The following is an 18,696-nucleotide window of genomic DNA, read 5'->3' on the forward strand; positions in this document are numbered from 1 at the left end:
ATTTTATTTTACAAGCAAAAAAAAACCTGCTAAATAGCAGGCTTTTATTAATTTAAGAGAAACTTAAATTATAGTACGTCGATAGCGTTAAGATCAGCAAATGCTTTCTCTAGACGCGCAACCATAGACGCTTGACCAGCACGTAACCATACACGTGGATCATAGTATTTCTTGTTTGGTGCATCAACGCCAGTAGGGTTACCAATTTGACCTTGTAAGAATTCACGATTAGCCGCTTCATAAACACGGATACCATCCCAACAAGCCCACTGTGTATCTGTATCAATGTTCATTTTGATAACACCGTAACCGATAGACTCTTTGATTTCAGCTTCAGATGAACCAGAACCACCGTGGAATACAAAGTTAAGAGAATTAACTTCAAGACCATGCTTTTCAGAAACGAATTTTTGAGAATCACGTAAAATCGTTGGTGTTAATTTAACATTACCTGGCTTGTATACGCCATGTACGTTACCAAAAGATGCTGCAATAGTGAAACGTGGGCTGATTTTAGATAATTCAACATATGCATAATCAACTTCAGATGGTTGAGTGTAAAGTAAAGACTCATCCATATCAGAGTTATCAACACCGTCTTCTTCACCACCAGTACAACCTAGTTCAATTTCTAGTGTCATACCCATTTTAGCCATACGTGCTAAATATTTACCACAAATCGCGATGTTTTCTTCTAGAGGCTCTTCAGAAAGATCGATCATGTGTGAAGAGAAAAGAGGTTTACCCGTTTCTGCAAAATGTGCTTCAGAAGCAGTAAGTAGCCCGTCAATCCAAGGCAGTAATTTTTTAGCTGCGTGATCAGTATGTAGAATAACCGGTACACCGTAAGCTTCAGCCATTGCATGAACATGCTTAGCACCAGAAATAGCACCAAGAATAGCAGCTTCTTGACCTTCAAGTTTAAGACCTTTACCTGCATTAAATACAGCGCCACCGTTAGAGAACTGGATAACAACAGGCGCTTTTACTTTAGCAGCAGCTTCAAGTACCGCATTGATTGAATCAGAACCAACAACATTTACAGCTGGAAGTGCAAATTTATGCTCTTTTGCAACTGCAAATACTTTTTGCAGATCATCACCAGTGATAACACCAGGTTTTACAACATCTAAGATCTTAGTCATGAGATATATCCTATCTATTTTAGTTAAATTAAATTTGGTTTAATTTCGCGCGTAGTTTACACAATTACGAAATAAAAAACAGGTAAAACGAGGCAACCACCTCGTTTAAAATAATTATTTAGTCGTTTGCACGTAGCTCTAACATAGCAACTGCGGGTAATTTTTTACCTTCAACGAACTCAAGGAAAGCACCACCACCCGTAGAGATGTATGAAACATCTGCAGTAATGCCAAATTTATCAATAGCAGCTAAAGTATCACCACCGCCAGCAATAGAGAAACCGTCAGAGTCTGCAATAGCTTGTGCAATACCTTGTGTGCCCGCTTCAAAGTTTTTGAATTCAAAAACGCCGACAGGGCCATTCCAAAGAATTGTTTTTGCGCCTTTAATGATATCTGCCAATACTTTAGTAGAATCGGGTCCTAGATCGAAAATCATGTCATCATCTTCTACATCGGCAACATTTTTGATCACAGCTTCTGCATTTTCATCAAACGCTTTTGCACAAGCAACATCTGTTGCAACTGGAATCGAACATTTTTCCATTAGCTCTTTAGCAATACCCACTAAATCTTTTTCGTAAAGTGATTTACCAACATTGTGGCCTTGAGCTGCAATAAATGTATTTGCAATACCGCCACCCACAACCAATTGATCTGCAATTTTAGAAAGCGACTCTAAAACCGTTAATTTAGTAGAAACTTTAGAACCACCCACAATCGCAACTAATGGACGCGCAGGGTTATCCATTGCTTTTGCCAACGCTTCAAGTTCACCGGCAAGTAGAGGACCAGCGCAAGCAATAGGTGCAAATAAACCAATGCCATTAGTAGATGATTGAGCGCGATGCGCAGTACCAAAAGCATCCATTACATAGATATCACATAAGGCAGCAAGTTGTTTAGATAAGGTTTCATCATTTTTCTTTTCGCCTTTATTAAAGCGAACATTTTCAAGAACAACCACTTCACCCGCTTTCAATTCAACACCGTTTAAATAGTCAGTGACTAAACGAACAGGTACGTCTAATGCTTCATTTAAGTAATCAACAACAGGTTGTAGAGAAAATGCTGCATTTTCTTGTGCAGAGCCACCTTCAGTTGGGCGACCTAAATGAGAAGTTATCATCAATTTAGCCCCTTTTTCTAAGGCTAATTTAATTGTCGGGATAGAAGCACGGATACGCGCGTCTGAAGTTACTTTACCGTCTTTAATTGGTACGTTTAAATCTTGACGAATAAATACACGTTTACCGGCTAAATCTAAATCTAGCATTTTTTTTACTGACATGATGTGTCCTCATTTAATTTTAAAACTTTAGAATTCTGAACTGACTATCTGCTTATAATTATGCTGAGCAATGCAATTTTTCCCATTACATCTGTTTACAGTCGACATTATAAACGAAAGTTTTTGTTACATCGATCACAATAGTCGTAATTTACCTTTTTAATAGGGGGGGGGGATTTGATTTATATCATTTCTAACTGCATTTCTTAAAAAGAATCGGCTATCACCTTTAGAATTACTTGCCATACACGCCTAAAAATGTCGTTTTATGGCGCACATATAAAAAATACAACTAACTTTAACTTACAGTTGTTAAATGTTGAACTAAGATGCATAAAGTTGCCGCTTCGCAATACACAACATTACTCTCAGTAAAACTGGATCTTATATTTAATGAGCAAGTTTAATCGAAATATCTATTTACTCTTTTTCTTTATCGCAATCGTTGGCGCTTCGATCATCGTACGCTCTGTTTTTGTTAAAAAACAAGATCTCATTGAAAAATTAAAATACGAGCAACTTTATGTAAGCTATAATTTTAGCTCTTATCTCGAGTCCATTTTTTCACATTATAATACTACAGTGAATTTACTGAGCACAAAACTGTCCGATACGCCTAAAAATAAAACGAAAATATTAGAAAAGGCACTCTCTTTGCACCCTTTTTTACTGGCTTTCGCTTTTTTTGATAAACAAGGCGATATCATTGCACAAACGCCGAATATTCCGCCTCTAAAAGTCAATAAGCAGGACATCCCTTGGTTAAAAATAGCCTTACAACAACAAGAACTATTAATTCGCAAACCTTATTGGCTTAAAGACGAAAAAAAATGGATAGTCCCCATTTTTAAACGCTTAACCGATGAACAAGGCCATATCTATGGCGTACTCGCAACGGGACTCGATATTGCCTATTTCAGTGATTATCATTCCACGGAGAAAATGCTAGGTAATAGCGTACAAATCACCTTAGCGGATAATAATTACCGAATTTTGCGTACCAATATTAGTGAAAATCAATATCCGCAGTTTTATGGCCAAAGCCTCCCTTCTGTTTTGTTAAAAGTGGCCCAGCGATCACGCGAAAAACATCATATCACGTTAGATGATTTAAAAACCTCAGGGGCGATTGCTCAACTTGTCGCCGACTATAATGATGATTTTTATGCTTATTCTATTAACTATAATAAAAAATATAATTTATGGATAAATGTCTTTAAAAAGAAAGGCACAGTCTATGCTGAAATTTATAGCAACGTACTTCATTACAGTGTATTTTACTTTATTATTTTGATTGTTATTTTTGTTTTTTGTCGCTCTCTAATAATGTTAGAAAAAAGTAAATTTCAAGCCTTAAATTATGAAGTAGAGCACGATAACTTAACAAATTTATATAGTCGGAAAATGGTGCAATCCTTCACCCGAAAATTAAAAGATTTACACCAGTCATTCACCTTACTTTATATTGATTTAGATAATTTCAAAGCCATTAACAAGAGTCTTGGTCATGCTTATGGCGATGCACTGCTCATTGAAGTGAGCAAGCGATTAGAAAGTGATATTGATAATTTATCTTGTACTTTGTGTCGTTATAATGCAGATGAATTTATTGTTTTAATACACAGTGTCGACTTAGAAAAGGTCACGCAATACACCCAAAATTTATTACTGAAAATAGCACAACCCTATAAAATAAAACACAATACCTTAAGCATTACGGCCTCGATTGGTGCAGTAAGGTATCCAAATGATTGCAGTGATATCAACAACTTAGTTATTTACGCTGAAGATTGCATGAGTCTTGCCAAGAAAAATAAAAATGACTATCAATTTTTCACAGCAAACATTTACAAGCAATTTATTAAAAAAGTGAAAATAGAGCAAGCCTTGCGTTTTGCACTAAAAAACAATGAAATCAGCCTCGTTTATCAACCTCAACTTGATACTGATAATAAGGTTCAGGGCGTAGAAGCCTTGGTTCGTTGGCACAGTAAAGAACTCGGGACTATTCCGCCAAGTGATTTTATTCCCATCGCTGAAGAAAATAATATGATGCCCTTACTCGGTACTTACATTATGCAGACGGCTATCAAAGAGATTTCCAACTTTCAAAATATTCATAATGTGGCATTTTCGCTCTCCATCAATGTATCCGTACGCCAATTTATGCAAAGTAATTTTATCGAGACGTTACTGCGAGCTTACCAGCCTTACCGCTCCGATCTATTAAGTATTACTATTGAAATCACTGAAAGCTTATTTATTGAAAACTTAGACCACTTAAAAGGTATTTTTAAACAACTTAAAGATCAGCAGATAAAACTTGCCTTAGATGATTTTGGTACGGGATATTCCTCGCTTAATTTACTACGAGAGATCCCAATTGATGAATTGAAAATAGATAAAAGTTTTGTCGATAACATTAGCGAAAGTGACAAAGATCAGGCAATGCTTAACAGCATAATTAGCATGGCTAAAAACTTAAATTTAAGCGTGTTAGCCGAAGGCGTCGAGACGCTTGAACATGTGCAGATATTAAAAAATCTGCATTGTGACTTATTTCAAGGCTATTATTTTTCTAAGCCCTTAACACTCGAAAATTTAGCCCTTTTCATGACTGATAAAACAAACAATAACGCATCTTAGATACTCTAAGTATGCATTATTGTTTATTTATAAAAATAGTTATTATTTTTTATCTGCATATTTCATTGAATCGAGTGCGACCGCAAATATAATAATACTACCCTTAATGATGTACTGCCAATATGGGCTAACACCGATATATGTCATACCATAATTAATAATAGTAAAAATAAGTACCCCTGTGACGACGCCTATCACGCTACCTACGCCACCGGCAAAAGACACGCCCCCAACCACACAAGCGGCAATGGCATCTAACTCATACATAAAGCCTAAATTGTTGGTTGCACTGCCGATACGCCCGGCCTCTAACATCCCGCCGAAAGCATAAAAAACACCCGATAAAGCATAAATTTTAAGTAAGGTAATAGGCACATTAACACCAGATACTTTAGCCGCTTCTGGATTACCACCAATCGCAAAGATGTTTTTACCAAACACCGTTTTGGTCCATAAAATCCAAACAAACAACATCGCTAGCGCAGCGTAAAAAACTAAATATGAAAGTCTGAAGTTTCCTATCGTTATAAACCCTTGTGCAAAATTACTAAATCGTTCATCAAAACCGGCAATAGGCGAGGCGCCCACACTATCAAAATATAAAGAGTTAACACCATAGACGATGATCATCATACCTAAGGTTGCAATAAACGGCGTCACCTTTAAATATGCCACAATAATGCCATTAATAAGCCCAATAAATGCGCCCACCATACACACGATCACAATCACCACAATGATTGGCATCTCACCTAAGCCAGGAAACACTTTATTCACATTATCCAGAGCTTGCAATAATGTTGCAGATAACACGGCGGCTAATCCCACTTGTCTCCCTGCAGAAAGATCCGTGCCTTGCGTGATAATAAGTCCCGCAACACCTAACGCGATAATAATACGCACCGCAGATTGGGTTAAAATATTACTCAAATTACGCAAACTTAAAAAAGACGGCTCTTGAATAACAATAATTGCTAACAAAATAAATAAAACTAAATAAATGCCACCCTTCTTTACGTACTCTAGTGTGTTTTTCTTGGTAAATAAAACCATTACATATATCCTTATAAATAACGAGCTGCTAATTTTAATATTTCAGTCTGCGACGTTTTTGCTGTTTCTACAATGCCCGCCACGCGCCCATTGCTCATCACTAAAATACGATCTGTAATGCCTAATAGTTCCGGCATTTCTGATGAAATAATCAATATTCCTTTATCCTTATTAGCCAGCGCTAATATTAATTGATAAATTTCAAACTTGGCGCCAACATCAATACCGCGCGTAGGCTCATCCAGCATTAATATCTCCGGATTGGTAAGCAGCCATCGGCCAATAATTATTTTTTGCTGATTACCACCTGAAAGCGATCCTATATGGGTTTGATGTGACGGCGTTTTTACGCTCATGGACTCAATCACCCACTGTGTATCACTGCGCATTTTTTTATTACTTAATAATCCAATAGCATTTTTATACTTATCGACATTCGCAACCAAAGAGTTGAAGGTGATATCTAAGTTACTATAAATACCCGTAGTGCGGCGCTCTTCTGTCACTAAAGCAAAGCCATTATTAATGGCTTGGTGTGCATCTTTATTTTTTAGTGATTTACCGTGCAGAATAATTTCACCTGCTGAGCGCTCTCGAATACCAAAAATAGTTTCTACAATATCCGTTCTTCTGGCGCCAACAAGTCCTGCGATGCCCAATATTTCACCTTTATGTAAATCAAAGGATATATCTTGAATAGAAGGCTGGTTTAACGCCGTTATATTTTTGATTTCTAAAATAACTTCTTTGGGGGTGTTGGTTTTCGGTGGGAAACGATGGGTTAACGTACGCCCAACCATTTTATTGATAATTTGATTCATCGTGAGCCCCGATAGCGGGCAAGTTTCAATCCACAAACCATCACGTAAAATAGTTATTTCATCGCAAATAGCAAAAATCTCTTCCATTTTATGAGAGATATAAACTATCCCACAGCCTTTTTCTTTTAATTTATTGATGATTTTAAATAAATGAGACACTTCTTTTTCACTTAAAGAAGAGGTAGGTTCATCCATGATCACAATTTTAGCGTTGTAAGAAAATGCTTTGGCTATTTCTACCATTTGCCTTTCAGATATCGATAATGTCGCCACTTTCACTTTCGGATCAATGTCTATCTCAAGCTCATCAAAAATAGCTTTAGTATCAACATACATCTTTTGATGATCAACAAAAAAATGTTTTTTCGGGTAGCGCCCAAGCCAAATGTTATCCATTACAGAGCATTGTAAAACTTGATTTAATTCTTGATGTACCATTGAAATGCCCGATTCTAGGGCTTCTTTTGAAGTGGCAAATTTTATCGTTTTTCCCAGAAAAAGGATCTCCCCTTCATCTTTTTCATAAATACCAAATAAGCATTTTAATAACGTAGATTTACCCGCACCATTTTCACCCATTAAAGCATGTATTGAATGAGGTCTTATTCTTAGATTTACTTTATCAAGCGCTTTAACGCCCGGAAAAGATTTACTGATCCCTGTCATTTCGAGCAAGAATTCGCTCTCTATTGTCTGCTTCATAATTGTTTAACCATCGGTAGGGTAAAGGGAACAATATTTCCCACTACCCACTTGTCAATCTTAGGCTTATCGTAATTATTAGATTAACTGACAAGTGGGTATATTTAACACATCAGACATTGCTTTGACGGTGAAATAACATCTATTATTTCACTGCAATATCTATTTAGCTAAAGTACTTTTATCAACTGCGACATAAGGAACGCGTACCACGTGATTGATCATTTCCCATGTGGTGCCTTCTGTTGCAGGGCGACCCTTAGCAAGGTTACGTGCAAGTTCAAACGTTGCTTTTGCTTGATTATCCGCATCATTAAGAACAGTGCCTGCCATTTGTCCTGATTTGATCATCGCAATCGCTTCTTTTAACGCATCAACACCAAAAACGGGGATCTTAGTTTCACCCACTGATTTTAAAGCTTCAACTGCGCCCATTGCCATGCCATCATTATTGGCGATCACAACTTCAATGCTGCTACCATCTGGACCTGCAAGCCATGCATCCATTTTGTCTTTGGCCATCGCGGTATCCCACATTGCAGTATCAAGGTGCAATTTCTCTGTTTTTATCCCCAGGTCATTTAAGGTAGAGATAACATAAGTCGTACGCGCTTCTGCATCTGGATGTCCAGGCTCACCTTTTAGTAAGACAAACTGGATCACGCCATCTTTATTTAAATCCCATTCAGGGTGCATTTTCCAATGTTTAGCGATTAATTCACCTTGAATAACGCCAGATTCTTTTGAATCTGTCCCTACAAAATAAGCTTTTTCATAACTTGCAAGTACATTGGCAGCCGGCTCTTTGTTATAAAATACAATTGGCACGTTATCCATTTTTGCTTTTTTAATGACGACTGGAGCGGCCGCTGGATCCACTAAATTAATCGCCAGCGCTTTTACGCCACGTGCGAGTAAAATATCAATTTGATCATTTTGCATTGATTGGCTATTTTGCGAATCATTCATTAATAATTGCACACTGCTATCTGTACTTGCTTCTTTTTCAATTGCTTGACGCACAACAGCCATAAAATTATCATCATATTTATAAACAGTAAATCCAAGTTTTGTAGTGGCAACAGCCGACGTGGACATTGTTATTCCAGCAATAAGACCCGCTATTATCGTTAATTTTTTCATCTAAAGATCCTTCCTTACAATAAAAACAACAGATTAATTAAAATGATTGGTAGCTATCTTATATTCGCTGAATACCTAAAATAAGTCTCTCGATAAAAGCCTAGCCATGGTGGGTGTTTGCGCAAACACAGGCGCAGGATCAGATCCTTTAGACTCTATGTCAATTTAAACAAGGGGCAAACGTGATCGAACTCTTGTCTTAAATCAAAAAATACTTAAGATTGTTTATAAAAACACAAAATAGAGTAATTTATTTATTCCCTTTTTTAGCATTAACAAACATAATCCCTCCTCATAATATTTACCTTAAACATCAAAAAAATAACATCAACGATGCTTTAAGATAAATGTTGTTATTTTGTTTTTCTTTGTCTATTAATTGGAATTATTTTGAGTGTCACTTTTAAAGATGTAGCGCAGCTGGCAAAGGTATCCACACAAACGGTGTCAAGAGTTACTAATGGATCAAAAAATGTCGCGGCAGAAACGAGAAAAAGAGTCTTTATAGCTATAGAGCAGCTCGGCTATGTTCCCAATAAAGGTGCACAAATACTCGCACGGGCAAAATCAAAATTTGTCGGGGTGATAACGGTTGATATTTTACATCATGGTGCATCTAATTTTGTGCGTGGTATTCATCAACAAAGTAAAGAATTGGATCATGAGATCTCATTATCCCTTTTAACAGATGCCTCTTTTGAAAATGTCATTGCCTCTATAAAAGAGTTTAAATCCTTACGCATTGAATTCATTATTATCAATGTTCCTTTGTTAAAAGAGCAAGCGGAGCAAATCGTTACACAGTTCCAAACTCAACAATTTATTTTTATTGATATTCCAGACAACACGCAGGCACACTCTATTTGCGCTGACCATTTTACGGGGGCAATACAAGCTGCCAACTTAATGCTGACGTTACAAAAAAAACACATATTATTATTAAGTGGCCCTAAAAACACACTGGCGGCAGAGCAACGTATAAAAGGCTGGAAAAAAACATTAAAAGCCAAGCATATTGTTGGCTTACTTTATGGTAACTGGGCAGCAGAAACTGGCTACAAATTAACCAAAAATTGTTTAAAGACGGGAATAATATTTGATGCGGTATTAGTGGGTAATGATCAAATGGCGCTCGGCGTTTTACGCGCGTTGAGTGAATTTAATCTTAACGTCCCAACAGACGTTGCTATCATTGGTTTTGATAATACAGAAGATAGTGCTTACTACAGTCCCCCCTTAACCACAATAGAGCAGAGCTTTTCTGATATTGGAAAGCAAGCCGTGTTGAGCGTTTTTCATAATGCAAAAAATCAACACAGCCAATTTACTCACCAAAAATTTAAAACAACCTTGATAGAGCGCCAAAGCACGGGTCCGAGCTCTCATCTTCTTTAATCAATTTTCTCTACGAACGATATTTAAACACATCAATATACACTTTAAGATTTTGTCCTGGTTTTATGTATTTACTGCCCGTCAAACGGTTCCAACGCTGTAAATCAACTACTTTTACATTGTATTTCTGCGCAATAACGCCTAATGAGTCACCAGATCTTATTTTATAATGTACTAACTTAATGTGTTTCGTTTTCGATGTTTTAGCATAGACCGTTAATTGATCCCCCGGGTTAATATATTTCTTCTTCGCCAATCTATTCCAACGCTTTAAATCCGCTACGCTAACCTTAAATTGTTGTGCGATGGAGCTTAATGAGTCCCCCTGAAGGATCGTATATTTAAGCCCCTTTTTTTGGCTACTTTTAGGTGCACTAATATATATTTTTAATTTTTCACCCGGTTTAATATATTTGTTTCTCGTTATTTTATTCCAACGCTTTAGATCTGCCACTTTGACTTTATGTTTCAATGCAATAAAGCCTAATGAGTCACCAGTGCGAATGCGATAATAAACTAATCGAGTCCGATTATTTATTCTAACCTTGTGTAACTCTTTCCAAATCGTTAATTTTTGGCCTATGCGCAAGGCTTTATTATGGCGTATCGCATTCCATTTTTTGATGTCTTTACTGGTCACTTTGTAATGCCGACTAATATCCCAAAGCGTGTCACCCTCTCGTACAATATAACTAATCGCACGTTTCTTATTCGTCTTTTTACGTAATGCGCGTGAAAAACGTTGCGATTGACTGTACAGATAGGCCTTTTCCACTTTGCTGGCCACGGGAATAAGCAAAGGTTGACCAATTTTAATCAAAGTACCGTTAATATCATTAATTTGACGTAATACGTTGGCTGTCGTGCGATAACGTACTGCGATCATGCTTAAACTGTCACCACTGCGCACTTTATAACGCTCCCAACGAATACGTTTACTTTTATCCGTTTGTGCGAGTTTAGCGCTGAATTCTTTCGCTATCCGAGTTGGGATCAATAATTTATGAGGACCATCAGGAGAGGTCGCCCAGTGATTAAAAGCGGGATTAATTAATTGAATTTCTGCTACAGAGAGTTCTGCTATTTCAGCTGCATAGGCGAGATCAAGTTGCGAGCCTGTGTCCACATACGTTAATACTTTTTTATTAGGGATCACAGGAAGAGTGATCCCATATTTCTTATGATCACGTAATATATCAACCAGCGCTAATAATTTTGGTACATATTCTTGAGTTTCTCTCGGTAGACTCAAATTCCAAAAATCTGTGGCTTTATTATTTCTTTGATTTTTTCTTACCGCACGTCTTACGCGACCTTCACCTGAATTGTAAGCTGCAAATGCATACAGCCAGTTATTATCCAGATACCCATGTAAATACTTCATATAAGTCAATGCTGCACCGGTAGATGCATATACATCGCGCCGTCCGTCATACCACCAATCTTGTTTTAATGAAAAACGCTTACCTGTTGCTGGCATAAATTGCCATAAGCCTGATGCATTTGCAGGGGAATAAGCGAAGGGGTCAAAGGTGCTTTCAATAATGGGTAAAAGTGCTAATTCGAGGGGTAAATTTGCATTTTCAATCTGCTCGATAATCAAATATAAAAAAGGCTCTGCACGTTTGGATATTTGCTTAAGATAGTTAGGATGTCTTAAAAAATAATCCCGCTCTTTTTTGATGCGCGCATTATCCGGCACATCAAAGGTTAAACCTTGTGCAAGCTTTAGCCATAAATTATCTTTTTTTGTCCAAATGTGCTCGAGATTTAAGTCTTCAATAGGATCAGATCCAAGGTTTGCAAGGCCTTCTTCTATATCTATTTCCTCTGTAAATTCAACTTGTTCGAGTGTTTCAATTTCCGAAGGAGGATTTGGGGGCATTATTTGACACGCAGTCAAGAAAAACGTCAAAAAGAAAAAAAGAAAAAACTTCATAAATACAACCACTTGTGAAATATTGAAAACAGCGCGCAGTTTAGCAAATAAAAACATCTTTGTATTGACGCAATTTAGTAAAACAATGCAATGCATCATGGATCTCGTCGCAGAGTTTATTTTGTAATGCATTTTTAAGACCTGTATCAGAACAACGTAAAAAAGGGTTCAATGTTTTTTCAAGCGCTAACGTTGTTGGTACGCTCGCGAGGCCTTGCTGGCGTAACTTGGCCACTTTTTGCATATGTGCACGTAAAGCCCTATTTTTGGGCTCTAAATGCAAGGCAAAAATTAAGTTTTGCTGAGTGTACTCGTGTGCACAGTAAACCTTGGTTGTATCTTTTAGCTGACTTATCCGTGCTAATGATGTAAACATTTGTTGGTGCGTCCCTTCCATAACGCGCCCACAACCCGCTGAAAATAAAGTATCACCACAAAAAAGGCTACTGTCGTTGTAATAAGCCACATGATCTAATGTATGACCCGGTACAAACATCACTTTAAGGCTGAGTCGTTGCTCAAAGAAACACAGTGTTTTTCCCTCTTCAACGGGCTCAGAGCTTGAAAAAAGCTTATCTTTACTATAAATAGGGATCTCTTTATTAAAGTGCGCGAGTAATTCAGAGATACCCCCGATATGATCCTGATGAGCATGAGTGACCAAAATCGCATCTACACTTAAGTTTTGCTGCTCAAGTATTTCTAAAACCGGTTGTGCATCACCCGGATCAACTAAAATACAGCGTTGGCTTTGACTATCTTTAATAAGCCAAATATAGTTGTCATTAAATGCCTTGATAGTGATCACTTGTAGCATAATATTTTCTCTTCTTAGAGGTAAAAAAATGAAGTTAGCCAAAACATCCCGAAGACTAACACAGCTTGAAAGCTGGCATCAGCTTCCCCATGGTGAGGCATTGTTAAAACAAACTCAACAGCGCATTGATGCTTATTTGCCGCTTTCTTTTGGCTATAATTTATTAAAACTAGGCAATCTAAGTTGCCAACTTGATACTAAACGCTCTGCGATACCGACTCAAATCCACTGCGCACCGCAAGGAGACGGTATTGGTCTTTACGCTGAATTAGATCAACTACCACTGCAAGATTCATGCATTGATTTATGTATTCTTTCTCATGAACTCGATTTTTCTAACGATCCACATCAATTGTTACGAGAAATTGATCGCGTATTAACCATTGATGGCGTTCTCATTGTCAGTGGCTACAACCCACTCAGTGGTTTTGGCTTAAGATTGCTTTGTACCCCTAAAAAAGTACAGACAGCCCGCTTATTTGCGCCCAGCCGGGTTATTGACTGGTTACATCTTCTTGGCTATGAAATAAAAGAACAACAACACTTTAATTTTCTTTCTTACGCCGGAAAATACGCTTTCTTTATGCACTTAGAGCGTTTCGCACAACGTTACCTGCCTTTACTTTGCAGTACGTACTTTATTGTAGCCAAAAAACGCAGTTCGCCAATAACCCCCATTAAATCCACGTTTAAGTTTCGTCAAAAAATCATTTTACGCCAGCCACTGACGACGCGGCACCTTAAACATAAGAGCCCAGAGCCTAAATAGACGATATCTTTTATCCTTTGTAGCCCACATCATCTTGGTGTGCATCATTTTCAGCTGCGTTTCGGGCCAGATCATCACAGCACTCATTTTCTGGATGACCAGAATGCCCTTTTACCCAGTGCCAATGCACGGTATGTTTTTCTTGAGCCAGATCCAGCGCCTTCCAGAGATCAACGTTTTTCACCGGCGCTTTTGATGCGGTTTTCCAGCCACGTTTCTTCCAATTGTGGATCCACAGTGTGATCCCTTGACGAACATATTGACTATCAGTGGTCAGATCGACTTCACATCTTTCCGTTAAAGATTGTAGCCCTTTTATACAAGCTAGCATTTCCATGCGGTTATTGGTTGTACGCACATAGCCCTCAGCCAGCTCTTTACGATGTTTATTAAAGATAAGTACCACACCATATCCACCAGGACCGGGGTTACCTAAACAAGATCCATCGGTATAAATTTCTATTTTTTTCATAACTTACCTATAATTTTGCTAAACTCAATTTTTAGGCACTATAGATAGAGATGAAGATGAACACAAGTAAAGTGAACCGACAGGTCGTTTTAGATACCGAAACGACAGGAATGAATAAAGATGGCACTATTTACCTTGGGCATCGCATCATTGAAATTGGTTGTGTTGAAGTGATCAACCGACGTTTAACCGGTCGCCATTATCATGTGTATTTACAACCCGATAGAGAGGTCGATCCAGAAGCGGTTACCGTACATGGGATCACCGATGAATTTTTGCAAGATAAACCGCATTTTGCAGATATTGCCGACGATTTTATTGATTTTATCCGAGGTGCCGATTTAGTTATTCACAATGCGCCCTTCGATGTCGGCTTTATGGATCAAGAGTTTCGTTTTTTAAATAAAAAAACCCAGCCCACCGAAGAAATAGCCACGGTCACCGATACATTAGTCATGGCTAAAAAGATGTTTCCGGGTAAACGTAATAACTTGGATATACTTTGTGATCGTTACGGCATCAATACTAAGCACCGAACCTTGCATGGGGCGCTACTCGATGCTGAAATATTAGCCGATGTTTATCTGTTAATGTCCGGCGGGCAAAGCAAACTAAACCTGAGTGATGACCTTGATAATATGGACAGTCATACTCGTCAACCTCGCACATCTAACAACCCGCTTTGCATTATTCGAGCAACCGCAGCTGAAAATAAAGCGCATATAGAACGCTTACAATTAATAAAGGATAACTTATGGCTCTCATAAAAAAAATATTTTTAGTTGGCTTGATGTTATGCACCAGCAATATCGCTTTTGCGCACCTGATTTATGCGCCCAATGATATTCCTTTACTCGATAATCGCTTTCGCATCGATCCTTACACCGATGAAATAACATTCATATTAAACCACAACAAGGGCAAGCAACGCGTTGTATTAGTGCGTCCTGATGGCAGTAAAATGTATAAAAAAAGGCATCCTGAATCGGTAGCTTGGGTAAGCAGTAAAACCCAAGATATTATTACCATTCAGGCGCCAATGCCAGGACCTTGGCAAGCGATTGCTATCCTTGACGGGCCAACTCGCATTAAACTTCTCAGCAAAGTACAACTTAAAATAAATAAACTCCCGTTAAAGTTATACTCTCGCGAATACATCACGACGCACACCTCATTATATTACGATAATAAAATAATGACGGATGCTAACTATATTAAGAATGCGCGATTATCAGTGAAGTTAGTCGGCCCTACCAGTAAAGTGTTGGCCCTTTATAAAGATAAAGGCAGAAGTTATGATGCGTTAGCCTTTGATGGGAATTTAACCGCACGCGTTTTTATCAATCTTTTACCCGGTCGTTATTTACTGAGTATACAGACCAAAAATGATGTTTTTATTCGCGCCGTTAATAAAGATATCGTGGTTGCACAGCCCCCTATAAGCTACTTAGTTACGCCTTTACAACGATACAGTAATATTGCCGTTTTTAAGTTTAAAATAAATGCAAAAGAAATAGATCCAAATTCAATCAGCATCGATGGCCTCATTCGAGATCAATACCACAATAAAATTGCAAAACTGGTGATCCATGCAGATGGAAAGGTCACTAATGACGTAATGCTATCCGTACAAAAGAAACTCGCCTATAAGAATTACATTTTTTCAGGTAAAGTTTTTGCAACCACTAAGGCGGGCCGTGAAATTGAATTACAATTAAGAGATCAACCTTTTGAATTGGTCGCCCCAAAATTAGTGCCTAAAATAATACCAAAAATTGTAAAAACAGAAGAAACGCTCATTGCAAAGATTGAAGAAGAAATTGAAGAGGAAGTAGAGAACAACTCAATGACTTTTATTATTTTGGGTGGCGTCAGTGTTTTTGTTTTATGCCTCGGTGGTTTAGCGTTTTTCTTCTTACGACGTCGCAAACAAAAAAGTCTAGAGATCGTGACGGATGAAAAAGCCAAAGACGCGAAAAAAACTAACAAAAAATAAACAACTTGCTGTGATTTTAAGCATTTAGGCGTGTTACTTACTAATATGTGTGTTTTTTTGTTGTTCTTTGTTGACTATGTAAAGGCAACTACGTATTATCTGCGCCTCAATAGAGACGTATTTAAACACGTTATTTATTTCGCTGGAGTGGTAGTTCAGTTGGTTAGAATACCGGCCTGTCACGCCGGGGGTCGCGGGTTCGAGTCCCGTCCACTCCGCCAATATTTATATTGGCGCTAACTTTAGCGAAATACTATTGAATATTTATATACCGAGTTGGAGTGGTAGTTCAGTTGGTTAGAATACCGGCCTGTCACGCCGGGGGTCGCGGGTTCGAGTCCCGTCCACTCCGCCAAGTATATAAATAAAAGTTCTGACGTCAGTCCTTCGTGGAGTGGTAGTTCAGTTGGTTAGAATACCGGCCTGTCACGCCGGGGGTCGCGGGTTCGAGTCCCGTCCACTCCGCCAACATGACTGATAGAAGAATAAAAACTGTAACACACTCATGGAGTGGTAGTTCAGTTGGTTAGAATACCGGCCTGTCACGCCGGGGGTCGCGGGTTCGAGTCCCGTCCACTCCGCCAACAGTGTTACAATCGGTTATTATTCCGAATAAAAATAAAACTGTTTATACACTCTGATGGAGTGGTAGTTCAGTTGGTTAGAATACCGGCCTGTCACGCCGGGGGTCGCGGGTTCGAGTCCCGTCCACTCCGCCAACAGTGTATTAATAGTTTTATAATATCTTCTCAATAAGTTACAAATTCTAAATGCCCACATATAGCATATAAAAACATTCCTTATAAAAATCATAAATTTTATTTATCAAACTCTTTTATCACATTCGTATCGCTTGATCTAACAATGAGCCTAAAATAATTGGCCCCTTTATATTTTTAAAAATATTGTTTTGAATGTCACTTGCGCAAGAAATTTTCTTTGTAGGGAGTGATAACTTAAGATCGCAGTACGAACGAAGGGTTGGTGATGTGTTTAAACCGCAAGAATAATATATATGCCTTTAATAAGGGTGATTTTTTAATCTAAAATGTCTCTAATATATTATTAATTCATTAAAACACACAGGGTTCATAACCCTACGCTAAAAGGCTCTATGTCCCATATGCTACCTTTGCATTTATGTCTTAATAAGTATTAGCAGAGACTCTTATTTGCCCGTTAGCTGGACAACATAATATGCCTACCGACACAAAAATAACAATAAAGGTGTTTTCCTAAGCATTCCGATTTAACAAAACAGCAAGGCACAACCATCGATAATGGCTAGGCCTTGATATCTTTTGTGTTATTACTCGTTGCCAAATCTAAAAATTGAATAATGATCGTTATACAACCTTATATGATTTCAAGCTCATCCATAGACGTTGCGTTTGGTTTTAAGGTTAGTCCCTCTCCATTAGGCTCTAATATTTCACCCTTTGCAAACTTAAATTTTAATGCAAGGTTAGTGGTGGAGTCTGCATTTTGAAGTGCATTTTCTTCGCTAATTTTCCCTTGTTGCACTAAATCAAAAAGCGCCCCATCAAACGTTTTCATACCCGCAGATTCTGATTTCTCCATCATCGCTTTAAGATCACTAAAGGCCCCTTTTTTAATCATATCTCGAATGGTCAGCGTCCCAATCATCACTTCAATGGCGGCGCAACGTCCACCCTCTTTGGTTTTGATGAGTCGTTGTGATATGAAAGCCTGTAAGTTATTACCTAAATCATTTAGTAATTGCACTCTGCGCTCTTCGGGGAAAAAGTTAATGATCCGATCTAATGCTTGGTTTGCATTATTAGCATGTAATGTTGAAAGTACCAAATGCCCCGTTTCAGAAAAGGTTAAAGCGTGCTCCATGGTCTCACGATCACGAATTTCACCAATTAAAATAACATCGGGAGCTTGTCTTAACGTGTTTTTTAAAGCACTTTTAAAAGAGCGCGTATCAATACCCACTTCTCTTTGGTTAACAATACTTTTTTTATGTCTGTGCACAAATTCAATGGGATCTTCAATGGTAATAATATGCCCACTTGCATTACTATTACGATGATCAATTAACGCTGCTAATGATGTCGATTTACCTGATCCAGTACCGCCCACAAATAACACTAAACCGCGTTTTTGCATGATCACATCTTTAAGGACTTCGGGTAATCCTAAATCTGAAAATTTAGGAATATCTAATTTTATATTACGAACAACAATGGACACTTCGTTACGTTGTTGAAAAATATTAATACGAAAACGTCCAATGCCCGAAAGTGAAAATGCCAAATTCATTTCTAAGTCTTTTTCAAAAGTGATGTTTTGATCTGCATTCATCAACTTTTCAGCTATTTTCGCGACTTCTCCAGGTTTAAGAGTAATTGCGTTTAAAGGCTTTAAATTGCCTTGAAACTTTGCACAAGGTGGCGCTCCCGTTGCCAAATAAAGATCCGATCCATCTTTATTCGTCAAAATTTTAAGCATCTCTTCAAATTCCATTTTTTACTCCTTAA

General features: G+C 37.9%; 14 protein-coding genes and 5 tRNA genes. 10 read left to right on the forward strand and 9 right to left on the reverse strand.

Annotated features, from left to right (window positions below; all coding sequences use genetic code 11):
* Positions 1-68 precede the first annotated feature (68 nt).
* Positions 69-1,145 carry a class II fructose-bisphosphate aldolase gene (gene fbaA / locus PCNPT3_RS11465; RefSeq protein WP_015466028.1) on the reverse strand — a complete coding sequence of 359 codons (1,077 nt, stop codon included), beginning with the start codon at positions 1,143-1,145 and terminating at the stop codon, positions 69-71.
* 118 nt (positions 1,146-1,263) lie between these two features.
* Positions 1,264-2,436 carry a phosphoglycerate kinase gene (locus PCNPT3_RS11470; protein ID WP_015466029.1) on the reverse strand — a complete coding sequence of 391 codons (1,173 nt, stop codon included), beginning with the start codon at positions 2,434-2,436 and terminating at the stop codon, positions 1,264-1,266.
* A 393-nt stretch (positions 2,437-2,829) separates the two neighbouring features.
* On the opposite strand from PCNPT3_RS11470, the gene PCNPT3_RS11475 reads away from it, so the two are divergent.
* Positions 2,830-5,082, forward strand: a complete 2,253-nt coding sequence (locus PCNPT3_RS11475; protein WP_015466030.1) for a bifunctional diguanylate cyclase/phosphodiesterase — start codon at positions 2,830-2,832, stop codon at positions 5,080-5,082.
* Positions 5,083-5,124: 42 nt separating this feature from the next.
* On the opposite strand, the gene mglC is transcribed toward PCNPT3_RS11475, so the two are convergent.
* The 3 genes from mglC to mglB all read right to left on the reverse strand — a co-directional run bounded on the left by mglC (position 5,125) and on the right by mglB (position 8,801).
* Positions 5,125-6,135 (reverse strand): galactose/methyl galactoside ABC transporter permease MglC, encoded by a 1,011-nt coding sequence (gene mglC, locus PCNPT3_RS11480; protein WP_015466031.1) that lies wholly within the window; start codon positions 6,133-6,135, stop codon positions 5,125-5,127.
* An 11-nt stretch (positions 6,136-6,146) separates the two neighbouring features.
* A complete protein-coding gene (gene mglA / locus PCNPT3_RS11485; protein ID WP_015466032.1) occupies positions 6,147-7,658 on the reverse strand; it encodes a galactose/methyl galactoside ABC transporter ATP-binding protein MglA in 1,512 nt (503 codons plus the stop codon).
* Positions 7,659-7,820: 162 nt separating this feature from the next.
* Positions 7,821-8,801: a galactose/glucose ABC transporter substrate-binding protein MglB gene (gene mglB / locus PCNPT3_RS11490; RefSeq protein WP_015466033.1), complete on the reverse strand. Its 981-nt coding sequence runs from the start codon at positions 8,799-8,801 to the stop codon at positions 7,821-7,823.
* A 390-nt stretch (positions 8,802-9,191) separates the two neighbouring features.
* Between mglB and PCNPT3_RS11495 the strand changes: the two genes are divergently transcribed.
* Positions 9,192-10,196, forward strand: a complete 1,005-nt coding sequence (locus PCNPT3_RS11495) for a LacI family DNA-binding transcriptional regulator (protein ID WP_015466034.1) — start codon at positions 9,192-9,194, stop codon at positions 10,194-10,196.
* A gap of 10 nt (positions 10,197-10,206) precedes the next feature.
* Here PCNPT3_RS11495 and PCNPT3_RS11500 read toward each other — a convergent pair whose 3' ends face one another.
* A complete protein-coding gene (locus PCNPT3_RS11500) occupies positions 10,207-12,081 on the reverse strand; it encodes a LysM peptidoglycan-binding domain-containing protein (RefSeq protein ID WP_232207362.1) in 1,875 nt (624 codons plus the stop codon).
* 94 nt (positions 12,082-12,175) lie between these two features.
* Positions 12,176-12,952, reverse strand: coding sequence for a hydroxyacylglutathione hydrolase (gene gloB, locus PCNPT3_RS11505; RefSeq protein WP_015466036.1), 777 nt, complete (start codon positions 12,950-12,952; stop codon positions 12,176-12,178).
* Between the two features lie 28 nt (positions 12,953-12,980).
* Here gloB and PCNPT3_RS11510 point away from each other — a divergent pair, with 28 nt between their 5' ends.
* Positions 12,981-13,721, forward strand: a complete 741-nt coding sequence (locus PCNPT3_RS11510) for a class I SAM-dependent methyltransferase (protein ID WP_015466037.1) — start codon at positions 12,981-12,983, stop codon at positions 13,719-13,721.
* A gap of 10 nt (positions 13,722-13,731) precedes the next feature.
* Here PCNPT3_RS11510 and rnhA read toward each other — a convergent pair whose 3' ends face one another.
* Positions 13,732-14,193 carry a ribonuclease HI gene (gene rnhA, locus PCNPT3_RS11515; RefSeq protein WP_015466038.1) on the reverse strand — a complete coding sequence of 154 codons (462 nt, stop codon included), beginning with the start codon at positions 14,191-14,193 and terminating at the stop codon, positions 13,732-13,734.
* A gap of 56 nt (positions 14,194-14,249) precedes the next feature.
* Between rnhA and dnaQ the strand changes: the two genes are divergently transcribed.
* The 7 genes from dnaQ (at position 14,250) to PCNPT3_RS11550 (ending at position 16,908) form a co-directional block, all read left to right on the forward strand.
* Positions 14,250-14,960 carry a DNA polymerase III subunit epsilon gene (gene dnaQ / locus PCNPT3_RS11520; protein ID WP_015466039.1) on the forward strand — a complete coding sequence of 237 codons (711 nt, stop codon included), beginning with the start codon at positions 14,250-14,252 and terminating at the stop codon, positions 14,958-14,960.
* Positions 14,948-16,189 (forward strand): hypothetical protein, encoded by a 1,242-nt coding sequence (locus PCNPT3_RS11525; RefSeq protein ID WP_015466040.1) that lies wholly within the window; start codon positions 14,948-14,950, stop codon positions 16,187-16,189. Before dnaQ ends, PCNPT3_RS11525 begins: the two co-directional genes overlap by 13 nt.
* Before the next feature lie 144 nt (positions 16,190-16,333).
* Positions 16,334-16,410 (forward strand) — tRNA-Asp (locus tag PCNPT3_RS11530).
* Positions 16,411-16,467: 57 nt separating this feature from the next.
* A tRNA-Asp gene (locus PCNPT3_RS11535) sits at positions 16,468-16,544 on the forward strand.
* 36 nt (positions 16,545-16,580) lie between these two features.
* Positions 16,581-16,657 (forward strand) — tRNA-Asp (locus PCNPT3_RS11540).
* Between the two features lie 39 nt (positions 16,658-16,696).
* A tRNA-Asp gene (locus PCNPT3_RS11545) sits at positions 16,697-16,773 on the forward strand.
* 58 nt (positions 16,774-16,831) lie between these two features.
* Positions 16,832-16,908 (forward strand) — tRNA-Asp (locus PCNPT3_RS11550).
* 637 nt (positions 16,909-17,545) lie between these two features.
* On the opposite strand, the gene PCNPT3_RS11555 is transcribed toward PCNPT3_RS11550, so the two are convergent.
* Complete coding sequence (locus PCNPT3_RS11555) at positions 17,546-18,682, reverse strand: PilT/PilU family type 4a pilus ATPase (RefSeq protein ID WP_015466041.1); 1,137 nt, start codon at positions 18,680-18,682, stop codon at positions 17,546-17,548.
* Positions 18,683-18,696 lie beyond the last annotated feature (14 nt).

Source organism: Psychromonas sp. CNPT3, assembly GCF_000153405.2.
In the GTDB taxonomy this organism is placed as follows: domain Bacteria; phylum Pseudomonadota; class Gammaproteobacteria; order Enterobacterales; family Psychromonadaceae; genus Psychromonas.

What these genes read in the sequence shown, in the direction of transcription:
- fbaA (WP_015466028.1), bottom strand. Translation starts at nt 1,145, where the DNA reads ATGACTAAGATCTTAGATGTTGTAAAACCTGGTGTTATCACTGGTGAT.
- PCNPT3_RS11470 (WP_015466029.1), bottom strand. Translation starts at nt 2,436, where the DNA reads ATGTCAGTAAAAAAAATGCTAGATTTAGATTTAGCCGGTAAACGTGTA.
- PCNPT3_RS11475 (WP_015466030.1), top strand. Translation starts at nt 2,830, where the DNA reads ATGAGCAAGTTTAATCGAAATATCTATTTACTCTTTTTCTTTATCGCA.
- mglC (WP_015466031.1), bottom strand. Translation starts at nt 6,135, where the DNA reads ATGGTTTTATTTACCAAGAAAAACACACTAGAGTACGTAAAGAAGGGT.
- mglA (WP_015466032.1), bottom strand. Translation starts at nt 7,658, where the DNA reads ATGAAGCAGACAATAGAGAGCGAATTCTTGCTCGAAATGACAGGGATC.
- mglB (WP_015466033.1), bottom strand. Translation starts at nt 8,801, where the DNA reads ATGAAAAAATTAACGATAATAGCGGGTCTTATTGCTGGAATAACAATG.
- PCNPT3_RS11500 (WP_232207362.1), bottom strand. Translation starts at nt 12,081, where the DNA reads ATGCCCCCAAATCCTCCTTCGGAAATTGAAACACTCGAACAAGTTGAA.
- gloB (WP_015466036.1), bottom strand. Translation starts at nt 12,952, where the DNA reads ATGCTACAAGTGATCACTATCAAGGCATTTAATGACAACTATATTTGG.
- PCNPT3_RS11510 (WP_015466037.1), top strand. Translation starts at nt 12,981, where the DNA reads ATGAAGTTAGCCAAAACATCCCGAAGACTAACACAGCTTGAAAGCTGG.
- rnhA (WP_015466038.1), bottom strand. Translation starts at nt 14,193, where the DNA reads ATGAAAAAAATAGAAATTTATACCGATGGATCTTGTTTAGGTAACCCC.
- dnaQ (WP_015466039.1), top strand. Translation starts at nt 14,250, where the DNA reads ATGAACACAAGTAAAGTGAACCGACAGGTCGTTTTAGATACCGAAACG.
- PCNPT3_RS11525 (WP_015466040.1), top strand. Translation starts at nt 14,948, where the DNA reads ATGGCTCTCATAAAAAAAATATTTTTAGTTGGCTTGATGTTATGCACC.
- PCNPT3_RS11555 (WP_015466041.1), bottom strand. Translation starts at nt 18,682, where the DNA reads ATGGAATTTGAAGAGATGCTTAAAATTTTGACGAATAAAGATGGATCG.